Consider the following 23,158-nt stretch of genomic DNA (forward strand, 5'->3'; position numbering starts at 1 on the left):
CCGGCCGGGCATGATGCCGGCCGGGGCGGAAGGGACGAGGGGTGAGGGGCGCCGGGACGCCCCCTCCCGCACCGGTCTCGTCAGCGCAGGCCGGCGATGGCCTGGGTGAACGTCGCCGACGGGCGCATGACGGCCGAGGCCTTGGCCGGGTCGGGCTGGTAGTAGCCGCCGATGTCGGCCGCGGAGCCCTGCACCGCGATCAGCTCGTCGACGATGGTCTGCTCCTGCTCTCCCAGCGTCTTCGCGAGCCCGGCGAACGCCTGGGCGAGCTGCGCGTCGTCGGTCTGCTGCGCCAGCTCCTGGGCCCAGTAGAGGGCCAGGTAGAAGTGGCTGCCGCGGTTGTCGATGCCACCCAGCTTGCGGCTCGGCGACTTGTCCTCGTTGAGGAAGGTACCGGTCGCGCGGTCGAGGGTGTCCGCGAGGACCTGGGCACGCGAATTGCCCGTGGTCGTCGCCAGGTGCTCGAAGCTGGCCGCGAGGGCGAAGAACTCACCCAGGCTGTCCCAGCGGAGGTAGTTCTCCTTGACGAGCTGCTGGACGTGCTTGGGCGCGGAGCCGCCCGCACCGGTCTCGAACAGTCCGCCGCCGTTCATGAGCGGGACGACGGAGAGCATCTTCGCGCTCGTGCCCAGCTCAAGGATCGGGAACAGGTCGGTCAGGTAGTCACGCAGCACATTGCCCGTGACCGAGATGGTGTCCTCGCCGCGGCGGATGCGCTCCAGCGAGAACGCGGTCGCCTTCGCCGGCGACATGATCTCGATCTGCAGGCCGTCGGTGTCGTGGTCGGCGAGGTACGTCTTGACCTTGGCGATCAGCTGCGCGTCGTGGGCGCGGTCCTCGTCGAGCCAGAACACGGCCGGGACGCCGGTGGCGCGGGCGCGGGTGACGGCGAGCTTGACCCAGTCCTGGATCGGCAGGTCCTTGGCCTGGCACATGCGGAAGATGTCGCCCGCGCCCACGGCCTGCTCCAGCACGACGTTGCCGCTGCCGTCGACGACCCGCACCGTGCCGGTGGCGGGGATCTCGAAGGTCTTGTCGTGGCTGCCGTATTCCTCGGCCTTCTGCGCCATCAGGCCGACGTTCGGCACGGAGCCCATGGTCGACGGGTCGAAGGCGCCGTTGGCGCGGCAGTCGTCGATGACGACCTGGTAGACACCCGCGTAGCTGCTGTCGGGGAGCACCGCGAGGGTGTCGGCCTCCTTGCCGTCCGGGCCCCACATGTGACCGGAGGTGCGGATCATGGCCGGCATGGAGGCGTCGACGATGACATCGCTCGGTACGTGCAGGTTGGTGATGCCCTTGTCGGAGTCGACCATGGCCAGCGCGGGGCCTTCGGCGAGCTCGGCCTCGAAGGAAGCCTTGACCTCGGCGCCCTGAGGCACGGAGTCCAGGCCCTTGAGGATGGCGCCGAGGCCGTCGTTCGGGGAGAGGCCGGCGGCGGCGAGCACATCGCCGTACTTGGCGAAGGTGTTCGGGAAGAAGGCGCGGACCACGTGTCCGAAGATGATCGGGTCGGAGACCTTCATCATGGTGGCCTTGAGGTGGACGGAGAACAGCACGCCCTCGGCCTTGGCGCGGGCAACCTGCGCGGTGAAGAACTCGCGCAGGGCCGCGACGCGCATGACCGCCACATCGACGACCTCGCCCGCGAGCACCGGCACCGACTCACGCAGCACAGTGGTGCTGCCGTCGTCGCCCGCGAGCTCGATGCGCAGCGAACCGGCCTCGGCGATGACCGTGGACTTCTCGGTGGAGCGGAAGTCGTCGACGCCCATGGTGGCGACGTTCGTCTTCGAGTCTGCCGACCAGGCGCCCATGCGGTGCGGGTGCGCCTTGGCGTAGTTCTTGACCGAGGCGGGGGCGCGGCGGTCGGAGTTGCCCTCGCGCAGCACGGGGTTCACCGCGCTGCCCTTGACCTTGTCGTAACGTGCGCGGACGTCCTTGTCCTCATCGGTCTGCGGGTCGTCCGGGTAGTCCGGAAGTGCGTAGCCCTGCGCCTGCAGCTCGGCGATGGCAGCCTTCAGCTGCGGGACCGAAGCCGAGATGTTCGGCAGCTTGATGATGTTGGCCTCGGGCTTCTTGGCCAGCGCACCGAGCTCGGCGAGCGCGTCGTCGACGCGCTGGCTCTCCTCAAGGCGCTCGGGGAAGCCGGCGATGATGCGCCCGGCCAGCGAGATGTCGCGGCTCTCGACATTGACCCCGGCCGTCGAGGCATAGGCCTGGACCACGGGCAAGAACGAATACGTCGCCAGGGCCGGGGCCTCGTCGGTGTGTGTATAGATGATGGTCGAGTCAGTCACCCTGTGCTCCGCTCCACGTCTGCAACATTGCTTGACATCAAGATATCTCGTGATCGATGCCGACTCGACAGGGCCCTGCCCCCTGCTTCGGCAGGAGCCGCCACGGCCTCCGGGTTCAGGGACGCCCCGACGGCGGGACTTCCTCCCCGGGCGGCACCGGACCCGGCGGGGTGCCGTCGCCGAACGGGCGTCCCCCCAGCTCTTCCCGGTGGTGCGGGGTCAGCCAGCCCGACAGATCGGGGCCGACGGGCACGATGCCGGTGGGGTTGATGCCCGTGTGGACCCGGTAGTAGTGCTGCTTGATGTGGTGGAAATCGACCGTGTCGCCGAAACCGGGGGTCTGGTACAGGTCTCTGGCGTACGCCCACAGGACGCGGTCCTCGGCCAGCTTCGCGCGGTTGCATTTGAAGTGTCCGTGGTAGACGGCGTCGAAGCGCACCAGTGTGGTGAACAGCCTGATGTCGGCTTCGGTGAGGGATTCACCGACGAGATAGCGCCGGTCCGCGAGACGCTCGGACACCAGGTCCATGCGGCCGAACACATCCTGGTAGGCAGCCGCGTATTCGGACTGCTGCGCCGCGAAGCCCGCGCGGTACACGCCGTTGTTCACATCGTGGTAGATGCCCTGCATGACCTCGTCGATCTCGTCACGCAGGCCCTCGGGATACAGGTCGGGTGCCCCCTGCCGGTGCAGCTCGGTCCACTGGGTCGCGAAGTCCAGCGTGATCTGCTGGAAGTCGTTGGTGACGAGCCTGCCGCTGGGTACGTCGACGATCGCGGGCACGCTGACCCCGCCGGGGTAGTCCCGCTCCCTTGCGTTGTACGCCTCACTCAGGTATCTGATGCCGAGCACCGGGTCCCTGCCGCCCTCGTCCAGGGTGAAGCGCCAGCTGCGGTCGTCCTGGATGGGATCGGCGACGGCCAGCGAGAGGGCTGCCTCCAGCCCGAGGAGCCGCCGGGACACGAGTGCGCGGCTCGCCCACGGGCAGGCGCGGCTGACGACCAGCCGGTAGCGGCCGGCCTCGACGGGCCGGCCATCCCGGCCGTCGGCGGTGATGCGGTCGGCGAAATGGCTCCTGGACCGTTTGAAGGCCTTGTGCCCGTACGCCGCGTTGCCATCGGTCCCCGCGCCGGTGGTCGCGCTCATCTCGCTCTCCTTCATGGTGTTCTCCCCACGGCCGGACTGCGGACGGACCGGTGTGTACGACTCCTGCTGCGACGCTCCCCGCGCACATCTGCCAGCCCGATGAGCAGAGCGACCAGGACGAAGGCGACCGCGACGACGAGCCCGTGGTCGTACGCGGTGGCCCACCCGTCGCCGCCCAGTTCGGCGAAGAACATCGAACCGACCGCGGCAATCCCGATCGCCGACCCGACGCGCTGGCCGGTCTGGAGGGTTCCGCCGGCGCTCCCCGCCCTGGCCACCGGCACTCGGGAGAGGGTCAGTGTCTGGTTCGGGGCGACGACCAGGCCGCTGCCCAGACCCCCCAGGAGCAGCGGGGCCGCCATCGCCCACCCCGCGCCCCGCCCCGGCACCAGATGCACAGCCAGTGCCGTGGCCGCCAGCCCCACGGCCACCGTGGTCAGCCCGGCTACGACGAGGGGGCGCCCGAATCGGCCGACCATTCGGCCGCCGGGGCTCGCCGCTACGGCCGCGCCCAGTGCGAAAGGTGTGATGGCGAGTCCCGCCTGCAGGGCGGAGTAGTGCAGTCCGCTCTGCAGGTAGAGCGTGGTGATGAAGAAGATCGAGGTGAATCCGGCGAAGTACATCAGGCTCAGCAGACAGCCCAGCCAGTAGGAGCGGACCCGGAAGAGCGACAGGTCGACCACCGGTTGCGTGCCGCGTCTGCCGCATCGGGATTCCCAGCCGACAAAGACGGCGAGCAGCGCCACGGCCACCGCGATCAGCAGCCACTTCCGGTTGCCGGGCCACTGCTGCGACTGCACGAAGGGCAGCAGCAGAGCCAGTACACCCGTGCCGAGCAGCAGCACGCCGAGGGGATCGAGATCACGCAGACGCACGTGGCCGGCCGCTGGGGTGTCCGGGAGCAGGCGTCGGGCAAGCAGAAGGCAGACGACGCCGAGCGGCAGATTGACGTAGAACACCCAGCGCCAGCCTTGCTCGGCCCCGGCCGCCTGGATCAGCAGGCCACCGGCGAGCGGGCCGACAGCGGTGGAGATGGCGACCACGCTGCCGAACATACCGAAGGCCCGGCCGCGCTCCTGACCGGAGAACATCTGCTGGATCAACGCGGAGATCTGTGGCGAGATCATGCCTCCGGCAAGGCCCTGGATCAGGCGGGCGATCACCAGCCAGCGACTGGACTGAGCGGCTCCGCAGGCCGCTGATGCCAGGGTGAACAGGGCGAGCCCGGCCATGAACACCACGCGTCGTCCCCGCGCGTCACCGAGCCGTCCCGCAGGGATCAGAAACAGACCGAAGGCGAGCGAGTAGCCGGAGAGGACCCATTGCAGGTCGGACTCCGGGGTGTGGAGCCCTTCCCGGATCGACGGCAGGGCGACATTGACGATGGATACGTCCAGCAGGGTCATGAACCCCGCGATCAGACACACCGCGAGGGCCTTCCAGCGGCGCGGGTCGGGGGTGCCGGGGCCGGAGGCAGAGTGACCGTCCCACCCCGCAGCACCCCGGTGAGCTGCACTCTCTGCCATGGCTCGCACCCTAGGACCAAGCACCCCGATCCTCGTTCCGGCAGGGCCGCGAAGGCGGATTTCCGGCATCCGTTGCAGTGGACGGGCAGCACCGCGCACATGGCGCTCTGTGCAGTCGGCGTTGTCGGACGTGCGAGGCCGGCCGCCCCGGGAGCCGAGCTTCTTGCGGTTGCGGGCCTGGTCGGACTTCTCCGGGATGCCCCTGGCCGGACGCCCTGGGCCCGAGGCCGCACCGAGAACCCGAACGGTCTCGGACGACGTACGTCCCCGGTTCGGCTCCCCCGGGTAGTCCCCGAGCAGGTGGCGGGTGACCATGGCCTGTGACAGCGCTGCGGAACGGGTTTGGCGATCGATATGAAGCATGGTGAGGAACAGAACACCGGGAGCCCAGGACGGCTGGACCGCAGGCTGTTCCTCACCGCGGCGGCGGGCGGCGCGGTGGCCGGGGGCGTGGCGGTGACCGGTTGCCGGTCCTCCGCGACCGTGGGGAGCGGCACCGGATCCGCCCCGACGGGCGCCGCCCGGGGCACTGAGGAAGGGGAGAGTCCTCGGGCGGGGGACTCCGACTGGCGTATCCGTTCGGTGGGCCCGCCCGGGGCCATCGAGGGCTATACCGACAGGGTGAGCGTGTTGCCGGGTGAGGAGTTCGGCATGTACGTGTCCACCACCGCTCCCACATTCCGGGTCTCGGCATACCGGGTCGGCTGGTACGACGGGGCGCAGGCGCGACTGATCTGGCGTTCGCGCCGTGTTGCCGGGTCGGTCCAGGCCCGCCCCCGGCTGCTCCAGGTCACCCGTACCGTACGGGCCGACTGGCGACGCACGCTCCGTGTCCGCACCGCCGGCTGGCCGGAGGGCGCGTATCTGCTCCGGCTGGACGCGGACAACGGCCACCAGCGCTATGTACCCGTGATCGTCCGCTCGGCGAGCGCGGCGGGCAGAATCGTGCTGATGCACGCCGTAGCGACATGGCAGGCGTACAACGTGTGGGGTGGCTACAGCCTCTACCAGGGCAAGGACGGTGCATACGGCACGCGTTCGCTCGCTGTGAGCTTCGATCGTCCCTATGACGGCAACGGCGCCGAGAAGTTCATGGTTTACGAACGGGCGGCGGTGGTACTGGCCGAGAGGCTGGGCATCCCGCTCGCCTACACCACCGGCGCGGACATCCATCGCGACCCCGGCATTCTCCAAGGTGCCGCCGGAGCCCTCTCACTGGGACATGACGAGTACTGGACGCCGCAGCAGCGCGCATACGTCACCCGGGCGCGCGACGCGGGCACCAACGTGGCCTTCCTCGGCGCCAACACCTGCTTCCGCAGGATCAGGCTGGAGCCGGACGCCACCGGCGCCGACCGCACCGTCGTCTGTTACAAGACCGACTACCGGAAAGACCCGTACCTCGCCGACCACCCGGACATGCCGACCAACGACTTCCGCCAGCCGCCCGGCGCCTCCCCCGAGTCCTCCCTGACCGGTGTGCTCTACGAGGGCTTTCCCGTGGACGCCCCGTATGTCGTCCACCGGAGCGACCACTGGCTCTTCGAGGGGACAGGCGTGAAGCGAGGAGACTCCTTCGACCATCTGGTCGGGGTGGAGTACGACCGGGTCACTCCGCACATGCCCACCCCGGCGCCGCTCGAGATCATCGCCCACTCCCCTCTCGTGTGCAAGGGCAGGCACAGTCATGCCGACTCCGCCTACTACACCGTGCCGAGCGGAGCGGGCGTCTTCGCCTCCGGAACGATGCGATGGGTCGAGGCTATGATGGCGGGGACCCGCGAGAACGGACGCAACCACGGCATGGACGCCCGCACGGGGGCCTTCGTCACCCGCGCCACAGAGAATCTGCTCCATGCGTTCGCGGCGGGTCCGTGCGGCCGGAGCAGGCCGAAACCCAGGGACAACGTGAGAGACGTGTACGCGTCGGCACCACGATGACGCCCTGGGTACCACCCTGTCGGCGAACACTGTTTGTCTACAGACGCAGCCGGGCCGGACGATCGAGGGCCGCCCCGGATTCTTCGGCGGGGGTGGCCGGTACCTCAGGTGAGCCGTCGGAAGAAGACGGCGCAGCGCAGCATGAGTTCCTCGCAGGGCCGCGCCTCCCCGTTGCATACGAGCGCCCGCGTTCCGCCGTCCTGGACGAGCCTCGTCACCTACGCCGCCGAGGCCGCGTCCCCTGGCTGCAACAGGACGCGCCCGCGGGGAAGTAGGGCGTGTTGAACAGGGTGCGGCCGTTGATACTCCGATCGGCTACTGCCAGGGCCGACGGGAGACCCCGGCCACCGCCGGTCAGGATGCGGGGCCGCAGTCCGTGACCAACGGCGGCATTCCCTCGATACTGGGCCTGAGCCAACACATCTCAGCACCCCCGAGCGCCCGTGATTCAATCTGACGACTCTTCAGGAAAATCGGCATCAGGTCATGGTGGGCCGCGCCGTAGGAGCACCAGAGGCTGTTCTCGACGGTGCGTCAGGCGAGGCTGGAGATCTTCCAGTGGCTCACCTACTACAACGCACGCAGGCGCCACAGCGCCCTCAACTACCTCTCGCCAGCCGAGTTCGAACAACAACAGCAGAGAGCACGTAAACTCACACTCGCAGCATGAGCCCCGTGTCCACGCTCCGGGGGACACCTCATGGGGGACTGTCCCCCATATCCTCGGCCCGCTGACCGGTGAGGTAGGGGGGCGCACGGAGCGCTGCGGCGTCGGAGGACGACCGGCCGCGGCCGTGCCGCCCGACGAGGCAGGTCAGCGGCGTGCGCGCGGCTGAGGGTGCGACCGGGTGCCGTCCGGCCGAGGGGCGTCCGGCCGAGGGGCGTACGGGCGGGTGGTCGGCCCAGCGGGTATATGGGGGCATGCACGACGCACCATGGGGGACACACGCGACCCCGGCCGCCACTACACGGCCCTGTCTGCCGCGCTTGCGTGTCGTGCAGGCCCGCAGGGCTTGGCCGGTCGCCCGATCATCGTAAGCACGCGGCGGCCTGATCGGCCGTCCGATCGCACAGCGCTGCTACGGCCTGTGCAATCTCCGTCCGGTCGCGCCCGCCGACGAGCACGGAAGGCGACTCGTCGGCGGCCTGCGAACAGGACGGCGTGCGCAATGGTGTCCGGTCCGGTGTGCGCTCCGGCCGCGGGAGACCGGCTCGTCGAGGCGCGGGAGCCATCCGTGGCAGTGTCTTCGCCCGCCCCACGAGTGGTTGTCCCAAAGGAACTTGGGGGATCATCCCGCATCCGCCGTCGCTGCGGCACCCGCTCTACTGGTGTCCGGCCGGCGGGTTCCCGCGGTGACGTCCCGAGGGAGCGCCGCCGGTCCGAACTCGACTCGTGTCCCACAGCCAACAGGTGCCGTACGACAAGACATACAGGAGCGCACGACATGCGGACCTCTCTGGGTATCGACTCCGTTGCACGGAGTGTGTACATCTCGATGGTCGACCGGCCCGGCGCGAAGGTGGCCGAGCTGGCCGCGCAACTGAAAGAGACCGAGGAAACGGTCCGGGGCGGGCTGGAGCGGCTGTCCGCCCTGCTGCTCGTCGTTCCGGGGGACTCCGCCAGCGGCTGGCGGCCGATCGACCCGGAGGTCGGGCTGGCAGCGATGCTCACCCGGCAGCAGGAGGAATTAGCCCGCCACCGGCTCCAGGTGGAGGGCAGCCGACTGGAGGTGACGCGGCTGCTGTCGGAGCGCGGGCGCGGCGGCCGGGAGAGCGTTCCGGACGTCAAGTGGCTGGCCGGCGCGGACGCCGTGTGGCGGCACATCACCTTTCTCGCCGATGAGTGCGCGAACGAATGGCTGACCGTCGGACCGGCCGAGCGGCCGGACGCGGCGGCCTTCGAGGCCGGCCACTCGCTGGACGAAATCCTGCGGCGACGCGGTACGCCCGCTCGCGCCATCGTGCTGGAGAGCGTCCGCAACGACCCCGAGGCGACGGAGCGCCTGCGCCGGAACGAGGAGTGCGGCGGCGCCGTCCGCACCCTGCCGTCGCTGCCGGTGTGGATGATCGTCTCCGACCGCAGGCACGCCGTCGTGCCGGTCACGAGCGGCCGCAGCGTGGTCGGCGCGATGGCGTGCGGCGTCGAGTCGGTCACGGAAGCCTTCGCGACCCTGTTCGCCCGGCTGTGGAAGGAAGCCCTGCCGCTCGCGGAGGCACGCCCCCGTACCCGCGGCAACCTCTCCCTCCAGGAGCAGCACGTGCTCCGGCTGTGGGCGCAAGGGCTCACGGACGCGGCGGCGGCCCGCCGGATGGACGTCTCACTGCGCACGGTGCGCCGACTCTCGGAGAAGCTGACCGACCGGTTCGGTGCCCAGAGCCGGTTTCAGCTCGGCGCACTCGCGCTCGCCAGCGGCGGCATCCGCGCCGAGGACATGGCCTGAACCGTCCCACCTGGCGTACCGGGCCGTGAAGGGCTGGACCTCGTCGCCGAGGTCCGGCCCCTTCATGGTGTGGCACCGGGTGCGGTCACCTGGCCGGCGCGAACTGCGCTGTGATCGCCGCCATCATCAGGTCGGCGATGCCCTGGGCGAGTTGCGCCGGGGTGGGAGAGTCGAACACGGCTCGCACCGGCACATCGACCCGCAGCGCCTTCCGCAGCCGGGAGGCCACCTGCGTGGCGAGCAGCGAATGCCCGCCCAGTTGGAAGAAGTTGTCGTGCACGCCGACGCGGTCGATGCCCAGCAGCTCCTGCCACACGGCGGTGACAGTCCGCTCGACGGCGTTGCGCGGCGCCGTGTACTCCCTCCCCAGATCCGGCCGCTGGTGATCCGGCACCGGCAGGGCCGCCCGGTCCACCTTGCCGTTGGCGGTCAGTGGGAGGCGCTCCAGCGTGACGAACGCCGCCGGGATCATATAGTCGGGCAGGAACCGCCCCAGGTGGGCGTGGAGATCCGCGGTGCTCGGCGCGTCCGTGCCGGTGGCCACGAGATACGCCACGAGCCGCTTGTCGCCGGGCGTGTCCTCGCGGACGACCACACTGACCTCGCCGATGCCGGGGTGGGTCAGCAATGTGGACTCGACCTCGCCGAGCTCGATGCGGTTGCCGCGGATCTTCACCTGGTTGTCGATCCGCCGCAGGAACTCGAGCTGCCCGTCCGCCCGCCACCGCACCAGGTCACCGGTGCGGTACACCCGGGTGCTCACCCCTTCGGCCTCGTACGCGGTGAACCTCTCCTCGGTCAGCTCCGGCCTGCCCCGGTAGCCGCGGGCCACCGGCACGCCCCCGACGAGGAGTTCGCCGGGCACCCCGACCGGCACCGGTCGGCCGTGCTGGTCCACCACGAACGCCAGGGCGTTGGAGATGGGCCGGCCGATCGGCGGGACCGCGTCGCCGGGTTCGACCACCGTCGAGGTGGCGACGACCGTGGTCTCGGTGGGTCCGTAGTTGTTGACCACGCGGAACGGCAGCCGTGCCCGCGGCGGCATCCGCAGCCGGTCACCGCCGGTCAGCACGTAGTCGAGGGTGCTGTCCGCCGCCCACGGCAGCGCCGCCAGGGCCTCGAGCATCGGCGTGGACAGGAACGTGGCGTGGACGCGCTGCTCGCACAGCCAGTCCCGCAGCAGATGCGGGGTGAGCCGGACAGTCTCGGTGGTGACGCAGCAGGTCGCGCCGCGGATCAGGCCGAGCCACAGCTCCCACGCCGCCGCGTCGAAACCGATCCCGGCCAGCAGCGCGATCCGCTGCCCGGGTTCCAGCCCGTACTCCCGCGCCGTCCAGTGCACCAGATTGACCAGGCTGCGGTGCTCGACCTGGACGCCCTTGGGGCGGCCGGTGGAACCGCTGGTGTAGATCAGGTAGGCAAGGTTGTGCGCTGCGGCGACTGGCAGGGGATCGGTGTCCGGCTCGCCGGCCAGCGTCGCGGTGTCCTCGTCGAGCAGCAGCAACGGTACGTTCGAGGGCAGCCGGCCGGTGTGCGCGGAGCCGGTGAGGACGACCGGGGTCGCGGTGTCCCGCACCATGTACGCCAGCCGCTCCGCCGGATAGTCCGGATCCAGCGGCACATACGGCGCCCCCGCCTTCAGGACGCCCAGCACGGCCGTCACCAGATCGGGGCCACGCTCCAGGCACACCGCGACCGGCATGTCCGGCTGCACTCCGTACCGAGTGCGCAGGTGGTGGGCGATCCGGTTGGCACGCGCGTTCAGTTGGCCGTAGGTCAGCGTGCCCTGCGGCTCCTCGACGGCCACCGTGTCCGGCTGCTGTGCCGCCCGCTCCTCGAACAGGCCGTGCAGCGTGGCAGTGTCCGGGAAGGCGGCCGCGGTGTCGTTCCACTCGACCACCGTCCGCCGCCCTTCCTCGGCAGTGAGCAGGCACAGCCGGGACAGCCGTGCCGCGGGCTCGCGGGCCACCGTCTCCAGCAGTGTGCCCAGGTGGCCGGCCAGCCGGGCGACCGTGTCCCGTTCGAAGAGGTCCGTCCGGTACTCCAGGGCGCCGCGCAGTCCGCCGTCCGCGTCCTCGGACATCATCAGGGTGAGGTCGAACTTGGCGTCCGGCAGCGTGACCGTGAACGGCTCCACGTCCAGCCCCGGGAGGCTCCAGCCGTGCTCGTCCGGCGTGTTCTGGAACACGAACATCGTCTGGAACAGGGGGTTGCGGGACAGGTCGCGGTCGGGGGCGAGTTCCTCCACGAGTCGTTCGAAGGGCAGGTCCTGGTGGTCGTAGGCACCGAGGGCGGTGTCCTTGACCCGGTCGAGGAGTTCGGTGAACGCCGGGTCGCCGGACAGGTCGGTGCGCAGGACGAGGGTGTTGACGAAGAAACCGATCAGATCCTCCGTCTCGGCACGGTTACGACCGGCGACCGGGCTGCCGACCGCGATGTCCTCCTGACCGCTGTACTTCGCCATCAGCAGCTGGAACACCGCCAGCAGCGACATGAACAGGCTCGCCCCCTGCCCCGCCGCCAGCCGCCGGGCCGCGCCGGCCACGTCGGCGGGCACCGAGAAGGACACCGTGCCGCCCCGGCCCGACCGCTCGGCCGGCCGCCGGTGGTCGGCCGGCAGTTCCAGCGGCCGTACTCCGGCGAGCCGCTCCCGCCAATACGCCGACTGCCCCGCCAGCGCCGGACCGTCCAGCACCTCGCGCTGCCAACTCGCAAAGTCCGCGTACTGGAGGCCGAGGGAGGCCAGGGTGCACGGCCGGCCGGCCACCGCCGCGCCGTACAGCTCGCCCAGCTCTCGAGCCAGGATGCCCTCCGACCAGCCGTCGGAGACGATGTGGTGCACCGTGAGCAGCAGCAGCCACTCCGTGTCGGCCACCCGCACCGCCACCGCACGCAGCAGCGGCCCGGCGGCCAGGTCGAACGGCCGTCCCGCCGCCTCGCGCAGCATCTCACGCGCGACGCCGGCACCGAGGTGCCGAGCGTCGTGGACGTCCACCGCCACCTCCCGCACGGCGTCGACGACCTGGAACGGACGTCCCGTGGCGTCCGCGACGAACCGGGTCCGCAGGATCTCGTGCGAGGCGGCCAGGGCTGTCAGCGCGGCACCGAACGCGTCCGGCGCGAAGTCCCCCTCGACCCGCAGCCCCACCGGGATCGCGTACTCGGCCCGGCCCGGCGCCAACTGGTCCAGAAACCAAAGGCGTTGCTGCGCGAAAGACAGCGGCAGGGCACCCGCCGACCGGTCCGCCCGCGGGATCGCGGCGCAGGTCCCCGGATCCAGCGCGTCCACGGCCGTCGCCAGCAGCGCCGGCGTCGGCGCGTCGAACAGCGTCCGGTACGGCACGTCCACCCCGAGGTCCCGACGCAGGCGGGAGGCGATCCGGACGGCCAGCAGGGAGTGACCGCCCAGCTCGAAGAAATCGTCGTCCGCGCCGACCTCATCGACGCCCAGCAGCTCGGCCCAGATGCCGACGACCGCCCGCTGTGTGGGTGTACGCGGCGCGGCGAACGCGGCGGAGACGTCCGGGCGGTGGCCCTCGGGCGCGGGCAGCGCCCGCCGGTCCACCTTGCCGTTCGGGGTGAGCGGCAGTCGCTCCAGCACGACGTACCGGGCGGGCAGCATGTGCTCGGGCAGCTCCCGCGCCAGCGCCGCGCGCAGCCCGGCCACGGCCACGGCCGTGCCGCCGGCCGGCACCAGGTACGCCACCAGCCGCTTGTCGCCCGGGACGTCCTCGCGGACCACGACCGCGGCCGCCGCGACGGCCGGCCGGGACAGCAGGGCGTTCTCGATCTCTCCGAGTTCCACCCGGTGCCCACGCAGCTTGACCTGGTCGTCCATACGGCCCAGGTAGACCAAGCGCCCGTCCGGCAGCCACTTCACCAGGTCGCCGGTGCGGTACACGCGTGCCTCGGGATCGGCCGAGAACGGGTGCGGCACGAACCGCCGAGCGGTCAGATCGTGCCGGCCCAGATAGCCGAGGGCCACGTTGACACCGCCGATCAGCAGCTCACCGGGCACTCCGACCGGCTGGACCTCACCGTGCGCCCCGACCACGTACACCTCGGTGTTGTCGATCGCCCGGCCCATCGGCACGTGGTCCGCCGCCGGGTCCACCGACACCGTCCGGCTGACCACGTTGCCGACGGTCGCCTCGGTCGGCCCGTACTCGTTGACGATCGCGGTGTCCCCGGTGCCCAGGGCCAGCGCCCGGTGCGCCAGCGCTGGTGTCAGGTCCTCGCCACCTGCGACCACCGTGGCAATGCCGTGCCGGACGCCGTCCTGCTCCAGCCGAGCGGTCAGCAGCTCCAGGTGCGAGGGCGTTGCCTTCAGAAAGCTGATCGGGACACCGGTCGCGACGATGTCCACGGCCGCGTCAAACACGCCGCGTCCCGGCTCCGGCCGCGGCACCACCAGGCACAGCCCCTGCACCAGCGGCAGGAACAGCGCGGTCACCGTCAGGTCGAAAGCCGCCGACGAGCACAGCAGCGAACCGATCCGCGCACCGGGCGCCGGAGGATAATTCCGGTCGCACCAGTGCAGGTAATTGACGACACCGCGGTGCCCGACCCGCACGCCCTTGGGGCGGCCCGTCGAACCCGAGGTGTAGATGACGTACGCCACGTCGTCCGGGCCCGCAGCGGCGACCGGGACGGTGCCGGTGCCGGCCGGCCACTCCCGGTCGGCCAGCAGCAGCGCGGTGCCCGGCGCAAACAGGCCCGCGTGCGCGGACTGCGTCACCACCACCGGCGCGGCACTGTCCTCGACCATGTACCTCAGCCGCTCGGCCGGGTAGGCCGGGTCCAACGGCACGTAGGCGGCACCCGACTTGAGCACGCCGAGCAGCGCGCACACCAGGTCCGGGCCGTGGTCCAGGCACACCGCGACCAGCGCGCCGGGGCCGACGCCCCGCTCCGCCAGGTACTGCGCCAGCCCCTCGGCCCGCTCGTCCAGCTCCCGGTAGGTCAGCCGCTGCCCGCCGTGCTCCAGGGCCACCGCGTCGGGCTGGAGCGCGGCCCGCTCCCCCACCAGCCGGTGTACGGTCGCGGTGTCCGGGAACGCGGACCGCGGCCCGTTCCACTCGGTCAGGATCCGGTGCCGCTCCGGCTCCGTCAGCATCTCCAGCGCGCTGAGCGACTCCCCGGGCGCGTCGGCGGCGGAACGCGCGAGCGTCGCGAGGTGCCCCGCCATCCGCTCCGCCGTTGCCCGTTCGAACAGATTGGTCCGGTAGCCGAGGACACCGCTCAGCCCCCCGCCGTCCGCGACGACTTCCAGCGTGACGTGCGCGTCCGGCGGGAACGCGGCGGCCTCCCGGCCGGCTGTGCGCCACGCGAACCACGCCACAGCGGCCACCGCGCCGCCGGCCGCTTCCGCCGGCACCGCGAGCGGCACCGGACCACGGCCGACGGCGTCCGCCATGCCTCGCGCGACATGCGCCAGGGCCTCGGTGAACGCCGGGTCGCCGGCCGCGCCCCGCACCACGATCGCCGCATCCGTGTCCCGCGTGCCGTCCGCCGGCACAGCCACCGGGACGTCGCCCCGGCCGGCGTGCCGCGCCAGCAGCGTGTGGAACACCGTCAGCAGGACCGCGGGCAGCTCCACGCCCCGGTCGCGGGCCAGCGCGGCCAGCGCGTCGGCGGTGCGGGCGGGCACGTCGAACGGGACCCGGTCCGCAAGGCCCGGTCCGTCGTCCGACGGCCGGCGGTCCGACGGCAGTTCCAGCGGCTCGAGGCCCGCCAGTGCGTGCCGCCACTCCCCCAGCTGGTGATCAGCCACCGTTCACTCCCCATCGTCAGGACATCGTCAGCGGTACAAGCGGTTCACGGGCGGCACGTCGTACGGCGCGCGGCGAGGGGCAGGGCGGGGGCCTCCGGGCGGGCCGGGGACCGTGCCGCCGACAAAACCGCGAGCACCGGCACCGAACGTCCGCGACGAGCAGGCTAGGACGCGCGGACGCGCGACCCCAGTGGACACAAATGACGCCCCTCGGGATGGTCACAACTGCCCAGTGCCGCTCGCGATCACCGCTGGCCACCATGGACGGCGTCACTAGTGCACAGCCCGGACGCCCCCACAAAGGGCGATTTCACGGGTACCCGGCCCGATCGCAGCGGTCGCGGCCCCATCACGGTGTCGAGAGGAAAAGCCGGTCGTGTACCCGCATCGCCAGCCCCCGGACAGCCCGCACCACGCAGTCCTGACCACCATCGCCTCGGACTCACACACCTGGAACCTGCTCTTCCTGCAACTACTGCTCGAGGAACAGGGCTGGGAGGTCACCAATCTCGGCGCGTGCGTCCCGGTCGATGTCCTGATCGAGGAGGCCACGGCCCGCACGCCCGGCCTCATCGTCGTCAGCACGGTCAACGGACACGGCGCCGAGGAGGCCACGGGCCTGGCCCGCGCGGTGCGCGCCGTGCCGGCGCTGGCCAGGGTGCCGCTCGTCGTCGGAGGCAAGCTGGACACCTCGGGCACCATCGCCCCAGACGTCCACGCCTCGCTCACCGACGCCGGCTTCGACGCCGTCCTGACCGGCGCGAACGCCGTCCCCGGACTGCTCGCCCTGCTCGACGCCCTGCCCGAGCACCGGCACGGAAGGTCCCACGCCGATGCCGTCCGCTGAACCCGCCCCCGTCGGCGGCGCCTTCCACCGCTTCATTGCCGACGCCGCCCGCACCGGCAGCCTCGTCGTGCAGCCCCGTATGGGCTTCGCCGACCCCGCCCGGATGCGCACCGGCCTGATCGCCACCCGTGCCGCCGACGCCACCACCGTCGGCACCCTCACCCTGGACAGCTTCACCCGCGTCGGCGATTACGCCGCCGCCGCCCGCGCCGTCGCCCAAGACCACCACCTCAACGGCTATCCACTGGTCAGCATGCCCATCGAGACCACCACCGGTCTCCTCGACGGCGTCCACGGACCCGGTTTCCCGGTCCAGGTACGGCACGGCTCCGCACGGCCCGGCCGGATCGTCGAAGCCCTCATCGCCGCCGGACTCGACGCCACCGAGGGCGGCCCCGTCTCCTACTGCCTGCCCTACGGCCGCACCCCGCTGGCCACCTCGGTCCGCGCCTGGGCCGAAGCATGCCGCAGGCTCGCCGCCCTGCGCGAGGCCGGCACCGAACCGCACCTGGAGACCTTCGGCGGCTGCATGCTGGGCCAGCTCTGCCCGCCCTCCCTGCTCGTCGCCCTCTCCGTCCTGGAAGCCATGTTCTTCCGCCAGCACGGCCTGCGCAGCATCTCCCTCAGCTACGCCCAGCAGACCAGCAGCGAACAGGACGAGGAGGCCGTCCACGCGCTGCGCGCCCTCGCCGCCGACCAACTCCCGGACACCTCCTGGCACGTGGTCGTCTACGCGTACATGGGCGTCTACCCGGAGACCTGGGACGGTGCGCTGCGGCTCGTGGCGGACGCCGCCCGGCTCGCCGTGCGCACCGGCGCCACCCGGCTCATCGTCAAGACGCCGGCGGAGTCGGCCCGCATCCCCTCCGTCGAGGAGAACGTCATCGCGCTGGAGACCGCCGCCGCTGCCGCCCGCACCACGCGGCCGGCCGCTCCGCCGCCGTCCACCGGCATCGAGGCGGAGGCCCGCTCCCTCGTCGAGGCCGTCCTGAACCTGCACGACGACCTCGGCCAGGCCCTGATCCGCGCCTTCGCCCACGGCTACCTCGACGTCCCCTTCTGCCTGCACCCCGACAACGCGGGGCGCACCCGCAGCTTCATCTCCGACCGCAACCGGCTGGAGTGGTCCCGCACCGGGTCGCTCCCGCTCGGCCGGCCCACCGCCGCACAGCCGTCCCGGCGGCTGACCTCGTCCGGACTGCTGCAAGCGCTCAACCACGTCAAGAACCGCTACGACGACCCCGCCGCCCGCCTCGACAGAGCGAGCTGATCCGAGCGGCCCCCGCCCCGGCGCCCCTCCGCCACCGGTGGCTGGTGCCCCCGACCCGGCAACGACAGGACAGGACACGACAGACATGACACTTCAGATAGATCTCCCGTCGGCACCCGAGGCCGCCGCACTGCCCTCACCGTTGGAGCACCTGCGCGACCCGCGCACCCACGCGGCCTTGCGCATCCAGCAGGCACTCATGGCCGGTGCCCGTTCCTTCCTGCGCTCCGACGGCGCCGTGGAGATGGCCCACCCGGTCATCGGCCCCGTCACCGACCCGGGCTCGCGCGGCGCCAAGCAGGTCGACGTCGACTACTACGGCCACCGCTACAAGTTGATGACCAGCGCCATCCTCTACAAGCAGGCATCGCTGCTGGCCTTCGACCGCATCTTCCTCGTCGCGCCCAACGTCCGCCTCGAACCCGTCGAGACCAGCAGCACCCACCGCCACCTCACCGAGTTCCGGCAGATCGACGTCGAGTACGCGGGCGCCACCCGGGACGACGCCATGGGCGTCGCCGAGCGGCTGGTCCGCCACGCCGTGACCACCGTCGTCGACGAGTGCGGCGACGACCTCGCCGTCCTCGGCCGCGACCCCGACGCCCTGCGCCGCCGCGTGGCCCGGCCGTTCGCCCGCGTCCCGCACGGCGAGGTCGTCGACGGCCTGCGCCGCGACGGGTACCCGCATGCCGCCGACACCGAGATCGAGTGGGAGGCCGAGGAGCGCATCTCCCGCCAGGCCGACGCCCCGTTCTTCATCGTCGGCTACCCCAAGGGCTCCCGCGGCTTCTACGACAAGGAGAGCACGGCCGAGCCCGGCACCCTGCTCAACTTCGACCTCATCGCCCCCGAGGGCTGCGGCGAACTGTGCAGCGGCAGCGAACGCGAGTACGACTACGCGGCCCTGGTCACCCGGATGCGCGAAACCGGCGAGAACCCCTCCAAGTACGCCTGGTACCTCGACGTCGCCCGGCACGGCATCCCCAGCAGCGCCGGCTTCGGGATCGGCCTGGAGCGCCTGACCCGATGGGTCACCGGCCTGGACTCCGTCTGGCGGACCACAGCCTTCCCGAAGATCGCGGGGGTCGTGTCGCCGTGACCCAACTGGCTGCACCCGGCCTGCCCGAGGACACCGTCCGCGCCCGGGCCCGCGACGGCGCCGCCGCCGTCTTCCCGCCCCTGAACAGCTACGGCACCGCCGTCTTCGGCGCCGCCCCCGAATCCGCCGGCGACGAGATCGACGGACTGCGCCTGGCCCCGCCCGTCTTCATGCCGGGCCGCCTGGCCAAGCTCATCGACCTCGGCCGCGAACCCCTCTACTCCGATGTCCGCCTCGACACCACCCTCGGCGGCTTCACCGCCCCGCTGCCGGTCTACCTGTCGGCGCTCGGCTCCACCCGCGTCACCGGCACCAGCCTCGCCCTCAGCCGCCAGGCCGGACGGCTCGGCATCCCCATGGTCATCGGCGAGAACGTCGCCCCCATGAACGGCTTCCGCTCCAGCGGCGACGACCACCGCAAGGGCCTGCTGGAACGCGTCCAGGCGTACTGCGAGGAACTCCCCGACGGCGTAGGCGGCATCTGTGTCCAGCAGAGCACCGAGGACGCCGACTCCGAGGTCTGGAACCATGTCTACAGCGACCCCGCCATCACCCGCCTCCTGACCACCGGCCGCCTCGGCTTCGAACTCAAGGTCGGCCAGGGTGCCAAGCCCGGCCTCGGCGGCCTCACCATGATCAGCGAAGCGGTCGCGGCCGACCTCGCCGGACAGTACGCCGTCGAACGGCTGGGCCCCAGCGCCTCTTCGATCCTGCGCTGCGCGAGCCCGGGCACCTTCACCGACGAGATCTTCCGCCGGCAGATCCAGCTCATGCGCAACAACTACCCGCGCGCCCGCTGCTGGGTGAAGCTCTTCCCCGGCCGCGACGTCGGCCAAGCCGCCGCCATCGCCTGGGACGCCGGCGCCGACGCCGTCGCCGTCGACGGTGCCGAGGGCGGCACCGGCTGGGCCCCGACCGGCTTCCTCGGCCACGTCGGACTGCCCCTCACCGAATGCCTGCGCCGCGTCGACCCCGCCGGCCGCACCCTCCTCGCCAGCGGACGTGTCTGGGACGGCATCCGCGCCGTGAAGCTGCTCGCCCTCGGCGCCCGCGCCGTCGGCCTCGGCCGCGCCGCACTGATCGCCGCCGACGAGGACCCCGAGCACGGCCTCGAACGCCTGCTGGACGCCATGGCACTGGAATTGCGCATGGCTGTCAGCGCACTGGGCCGCTACGCGGCGGAGGAGACCGGCCCCGAAGACCTTTGGGAGCCCCGGTCATGATCTACGAGCACACCTACGAGCTGGTCACCGACGACCTCTTCGTCCTGCTGCCCCGGATGGTGCCCGGCTCGGACCTCTTCCTGAAGATCGAGGGCCTCAACCCGGCCGGCTCCGTCAAGCTGAAGACCGCGCTGAGCCTCATCGAGGACGCCGAGCACCGTGGCGTCCTCGCGCCGGGCGCCCACGTCATCGAGTCCTCGTCCGGAAACCTCGGTATCGCCCTCAGCTCCATCTGCGCCACCAAGGGCTACCGCTTCACCTGCGTCGTCGACCCGAACACCAACGCCACCAGCATCGATCACATGCGTGCCCTGGGCGCCGAGGTGGTCGTCGTCGACACCGTCGACGCCAACGGCGGCTTCCTCCAGTCCCGCATCGCCCACATCCGGCGCCACATCGAAGCGGACCCGACCGTGGTCTGGCTCAACCAGTACGCCAACCCGGCCAACCCACGCGCCCATTACGAACAGACCGCGCGCACCCTGCTCAAGACGGTCCAGCATCTCGACTACCTGTTCATCGGCGTCGGCTCCACCGGCACGTTCGTCGGCTGCGCGCAATACCTGCGCGAGTTCTCGCCGCACACCCGGATCGTGGCCGTCGACGCCCTCGGCTCCGTCATCTTCGGCGCCGCAACCGGCCCGCGACGCATCCCCGGACTGGGCGCCAGCCGCATCCCCGAACTGTTCGAACCCGGCCTCGCCGACGACGTGGTGCTGGTCGCCGAGGAGGACGCCGTACGCGAGTGCCGGCTGCTCGCCCGCACCCACGGCCTGCTCACCGGCGGCTCCACCGGCTCGGTCCTGGCCGCCGTCCGCCGCCGCGCCGACACCATCCCAGCCGGCTCCCGCATCGCCGCGATCTCTCCCGACCTCGGCGAGCGCTACCTCGGCACGGTCTACAACAACGACTGGGTCGAGCGGAACTTCGGCGTCCTCACCTGATCCCGCCTGCGAAAGGCAACCACCGATGTCAACCTTCCACGTGATCGACGGCTCCGTTGCCCAGGATGTCATCGACTCCGCGCCGTCGGACGTCCTGGACCTCGTGCGGGAGACCTACCTCCAACACGGCCGCGGGGCCACCGTGAACCCCAACAGCCATTTCCTGCGCTTCCCGCACGATCCCGGCGCCCGGATCATCGCTCTGCCCGCCCACCTCGGCGGCGACACACCGGTCTCCGGCCTCAAGTGGATCGCCAGCTACCCGCAGAACGTGAGCCAGAACCTGCCGCGCGCCTCCGCCGTCCTCCTGCTGAACGACGCCGAGACCGGCTACCCGTTCGCCTGCCTGGAGGCGTCCGGCATCAGCGCCGCCCGCACCGCGGCGTCCGCCGCGCTCGCCGTGGAGACCCTCGCCGACGGCGACAGCCCGAAGACGGTGCTCTTCGTCGGCGCCGGCGTCATCGGCCGGACCGTCTCCGACTTCCTCGCGGCGCGCGGCACCAACGTCCGTGAATGCCTGGTCCACGACCACGTCGACGCGTACGCCGAGACCTTCGCCGCCTACGCCGCGGGCACCCACGGCTGGCAGACCCGCACCGTGGCACAGATCGACGCGGCCCTGGCCACCGCCGACCTGGTCATCCTCGCCACCACCACACCGGCGCCCTGGCTGACGGACCGGCAGACCCTCCTGCCGGGCCAGCTCATCCTGAACCTGTCCCTGCGCGACATCCACCCCACTGTCATGATCAAGTGCCACAACGTCCTGGACGACATCGACCACTGCCTCACCGCGCAGACCTCGCCCCATCTGACGGAGATGGAGTACGGCACGCGCGACTTCATCGACGGCACGCTGGCCGACGTGCTGCGCGGCGATGTGACCCTGGCCCACGACCGCCCCACCGTCTTCTCCCCGTTCGGCCTCGGCGTCCTCGACCTGGCCGTCGGCTACCACATCTACCGAACCGCCCTGCGCACCGGTCGCGCCACCGAGATACCGGGCTTCTTCCCCGAGTTGAAGCGCTGGTGAGCCGAGCGGCACCGGCCGCATCCTCCGACGCCCCGGTCTCGCGCTCCCACCGAACACATGGTGGGACCACGGGACCGGGGCGTCGGCATGTGCGCCGAAAGGGGCAGGGAGGGAATGCGGGAGGACCGGGGTGGAGACGTCACCGGCAGCGGGGCCCGGGGCAGCGCCGGGCAGGGAGACCCTGAGGCTCCGAAGCCCCGCGCCGCCCCGGGCCGACAGCACGGGCCGGGCCCCCACAACCCGGCCCCGGTGCACCGCGCGGTCCGGCCTGGCCGGTCCGGGTGGAGCCCCGGTGGGGCCGGGCGAGAAGGGACCGAGCAGGGCGGCGCGCTCCCCAGGCCACGGCCACCGCCGCTCACGGACGACGGCGAGCCGACGAACATGACGAGGGGCCCACCACGTTTCCGTGGTGGACCCCTCGTCGGCTCTGCCGGCTCCCGTACTCCGGCGACGATCCACGGTCAGACCTGCAGCAGCTCCCGTTCCCGGTCGGCGCCGCCGGCCCGCGCCGCCTCCCGCAACACGGAGACCACGGCGTCCAGTTGCTCGTCGCCCCTGACCATCTCCATGTGACGACCCGGCATCGCCCGCTGGGCCAGACCTGCCGGGTAAAGCCCGCGCCAGTGGGCGAGGTACTGGGTCTCCGGTACCTCGTCGCCGCTGCCGTCGCGCACCGTGTCGCTGACGAACAGCGTCGCCCTGGCCGCCGAGCGGCCGGGCCGGTAGGCGGCGAGCGAGCGCACCTCGGCCTCCAGCACCGCAAGGGGAAGCCACTCGTCGAGCGTGACCAGGTCCTCATCGAGGTTCATCTCCGGAGCCAGACGCCGCAGCTCCCGCTCCGTCGCGGCCCGTTCGGCACCGTGCTCGTCCTGACCGCGGCGCCACAGCTCGTTCACCCGACGGTACACCTCGGCGTGTCGCTGGAAGTGGTCCCGCTGGTCGTCGCCGGTCACCGCCGGCTCCAGCAGGTACAGACCGGCCACCTCCTCCGGGGCCTGCACACCCATCGCGTGTGCAATCACCGCGCCGGTCGACCATCCGAGGATGGTGCACAGGCCCGCGGGCCGCACACGGCGGATCTCCCGCCAGTACCGGTCCGCGATCGACTCGATCCCGACGAGCGGCGCCTCGTCCGCGTTCAGTCCCGGCGCCTGGATGCCGTACACGGTGAACCTGCCCGTCAGGCATCGTGCGAGAGCCCGGTACGGGTGGGTGCTGCCGCCGCCCGGGTGCACGCAGAAAAGGACGGGCAGCTCCGGGTCCGCCACGGACGACAGGAGCACCACCAGCCCGGCCGACGCCGCCTGTGGGACGTCCAGCGCGGCCGCCAGCTGGGCCACCGTCGGGTGCCGCACCAACTGCTGGAGGGCGACGCCCAGACCGGCTTCCCGCAGCCGAGAAACCACCCGCACCGAGCTGATCGACTGTCCGCCCAGTTCGAAGAAGTTGTCGTGGATGCCGATGGTGTCGATGCCGAGGACGTCGGACCACACTCCGGTGATGGTCTCCTCCGTCGAGTTCCGGGGTGCGGTGTAGGTGGTGGCGAGTTCGGGTCGGTGGTGGTCTGGCGCGGGGAGGGCCTTGGTGTCGACCTTTCCGTTGGGTGTGAGGGGC

At 71.5% G+C, this 23,158-nt stretch carries 14 protein-coding genes; 9 read left to right on the forward strand and 5 right to left on the reverse strand.

The annotated features are described in order from the left end of the window. Nucleotides 1–80 precede the first annotated feature (80 nt). The 3 genes from ABTZ94_RS24085 to ABTZ94_RS24095 all read right to left on the reverse strand — a co-directional run bounded on the left by ABTZ94_RS24085 (nucleotide 81) and on the right by ABTZ94_RS24095 (nucleotide 4,973). A complete protein-coding gene (locus tag ABTZ94_RS24085; RefSeq protein ID WP_351203260.1) occupies nucleotides 81–2,300 on the reverse strand; it encodes an NADP-dependent isocitrate dehydrogenase in 2,220 nt (739 codons plus the stop codon). A 115-nt stretch (nucleotides 2,301–2,415) separates the two neighbouring features. Next, nucleotides 2,416–3,447, reverse strand: coding sequence for a glutathione S-transferase family protein (locus ABTZ94_RS24090; RefSeq protein WP_351203262.1), 1,032 nt, complete (start codon nucleotides 3,445–3,447; stop codon nucleotides 2,416–2,418). A gap of 11 nt (nucleotides 3,448–3,458) precedes the next feature. After that, nucleotides 3,459–4,973 (reverse strand): MFS transporter, encoded by a 1,515-nt coding sequence (locus tag ABTZ94_RS24095; protein ID WP_351203264.1) that lies wholly within the window; start codon nucleotides 4,971–4,973, stop codon nucleotides 3,459–3,461. Nucleotides 4,974–5,327: 354 nt separating this feature from the next. On the opposite strand from ABTZ94_RS24095, the gene ABTZ94_RS24100 reads away from it, so the two are divergent. The 3 genes from ABTZ94_RS24100 to ABTZ94_RS24110 all read left to right on the forward strand — a co-directional run bounded on the left by ABTZ94_RS24100 (nucleotide 5,328) and on the right by ABTZ94_RS24110 (nucleotide 9,355). Next, nucleotides 5,328–6,914: a N,N-dimethylformamidase beta subunit family domain-containing protein gene (locus ABTZ94_RS24100; RefSeq protein ID WP_351203283.1), complete on the forward strand. Its 1,587-nt coding sequence runs from the start codon at nucleotides 5,328–5,330 to the stop codon at nucleotides 6,912–6,914. Between the two features lie 517 nt (nucleotides 6,915–7,431). Beyond that, nucleotides 7,432–7,584, forward strand: a complete 153-nt coding sequence (locus ABTZ94_RS24105; RefSeq protein WP_351203285.1) for an integrase core domain-containing protein — start codon at nucleotides 7,432–7,434, stop codon at nucleotides 7,582–7,584. A gap of 775 nt (nucleotides 7,585–8,359) precedes the next feature. Then, nucleotides 8,360–9,355: a LuxR C-terminal-related transcriptional regulator gene (locus ABTZ94_RS24110; protein ID WP_351203266.1), complete on the forward strand. Its 996-nt coding sequence runs from the start codon at nucleotides 8,360–8,362 to the stop codon at nucleotides 9,353–9,355. Between the two features lie 85 nt (nucleotides 9,356–9,440). Here ABTZ94_RS24110 and ABTZ94_RS24115 read toward each other — a convergent pair whose 3' ends face one another. Beyond that, nucleotides 9,441–15,128, reverse strand: a complete 5,688-nt coding sequence (locus tag ABTZ94_RS24115) for a non-ribosomal peptide synthetase (protein WP_351203268.1) — start codon at nucleotides 15,126–15,128, stop codon at nucleotides 9,441–9,443. A 376-nt stretch (nucleotides 15,129–15,504) separates the two neighbouring features. On the opposite strand from ABTZ94_RS24115, the gene ABTZ94_RS24120 reads away from it, so the two are divergent. From ABTZ94_RS24120 to sbnB, 6 genes are all read left to right on the forward strand, one after another. Then, nucleotides 15,505–15,975: a cobalamin B12-binding domain-containing protein gene (locus tag ABTZ94_RS24120; protein ID WP_351203270.1), complete on the forward strand. Its 471-nt coding sequence runs from the start codon at nucleotides 15,505–15,507 to the stop codon at nucleotides 15,973–15,975. Beyond that, on the forward strand, nucleotides 15,962–17,245 hold the full coding sequence (locus ABTZ94_RS24125) for a methylaspartate mutase (protein WP_351203272.1): 1,284 nt from the start codon (nucleotides 15,962–15,964) through the stop codon (nucleotides 17,243–17,245). The genes ABTZ94_RS24120 and ABTZ94_RS24125 overlap by 14 nt, the downstream gene beginning before the upstream one ends. An 85-nt stretch (nucleotides 17,246–17,330) precedes the next feature. Next, nucleotides 17,331–18,344, forward strand: a complete 1,014-nt coding sequence (locus tag ABTZ94_RS24130; protein WP_351203274.1) for an asparagine synthetase A — start codon at nucleotides 17,331–17,333, stop codon at nucleotides 18,342–18,344. Further along, nucleotides 18,341–19,567: a glutamate synthase-related protein gene (locus ABTZ94_RS24135; protein ID WP_351203275.1), complete on the forward strand. Its 1,227-nt coding sequence runs from the start codon at nucleotides 18,341–18,343 to the stop codon at nucleotides 19,565–19,567. Before ABTZ94_RS24130 ends, ABTZ94_RS24135 begins: the two co-directional genes overlap by 4 nt. Continuing rightward, a complete protein-coding gene (sbnA, locus tag ABTZ94_RS24140) occupies nucleotides 19,564–20,511 on the forward strand; it encodes a 2,3-diaminopropionate biosynthesis protein SbnA (RefSeq protein WP_351203277.1) in 948 nt (315 codons plus the stop codon). The genes ABTZ94_RS24135 and sbnA overlap by 4 nt, the downstream gene beginning before the upstream one ends. 25 nt (nucleotides 20,512–20,536) lie before the next feature. Further along, nucleotides 20,537–21,544 (forward strand): 2,3-diaminopropionate biosynthesis protein SbnB, encoded by a 1,008-nt coding sequence (gene sbnB / locus ABTZ94_RS24145; protein WP_351203279.1) that lies wholly within the window; start codon nucleotides 20,537–20,539, stop codon nucleotides 21,542–21,544. Between the two features lie 461 nt (nucleotides 21,545–22,005). On the opposite strand, the gene ABTZ94_RS24150 is transcribed toward sbnB, so the two are convergent. Next, the coding region (locus ABTZ94_RS24150; RefSeq protein ID WP_351203281.1) for an alpha/beta fold hydrolase at nucleotides 22,006–23,158 on the reverse strand (1,153 nt) is incomplete at its 5' end.

The sequence above is a fragment of the Streptomyces sp. NPDC002785 genome, assembly GCF_040295565.1.
GTDB lineage: Bacteria > Actinomycetota > Actinomycetes > Streptomycetales > Streptomycetaceae > Streptomyces.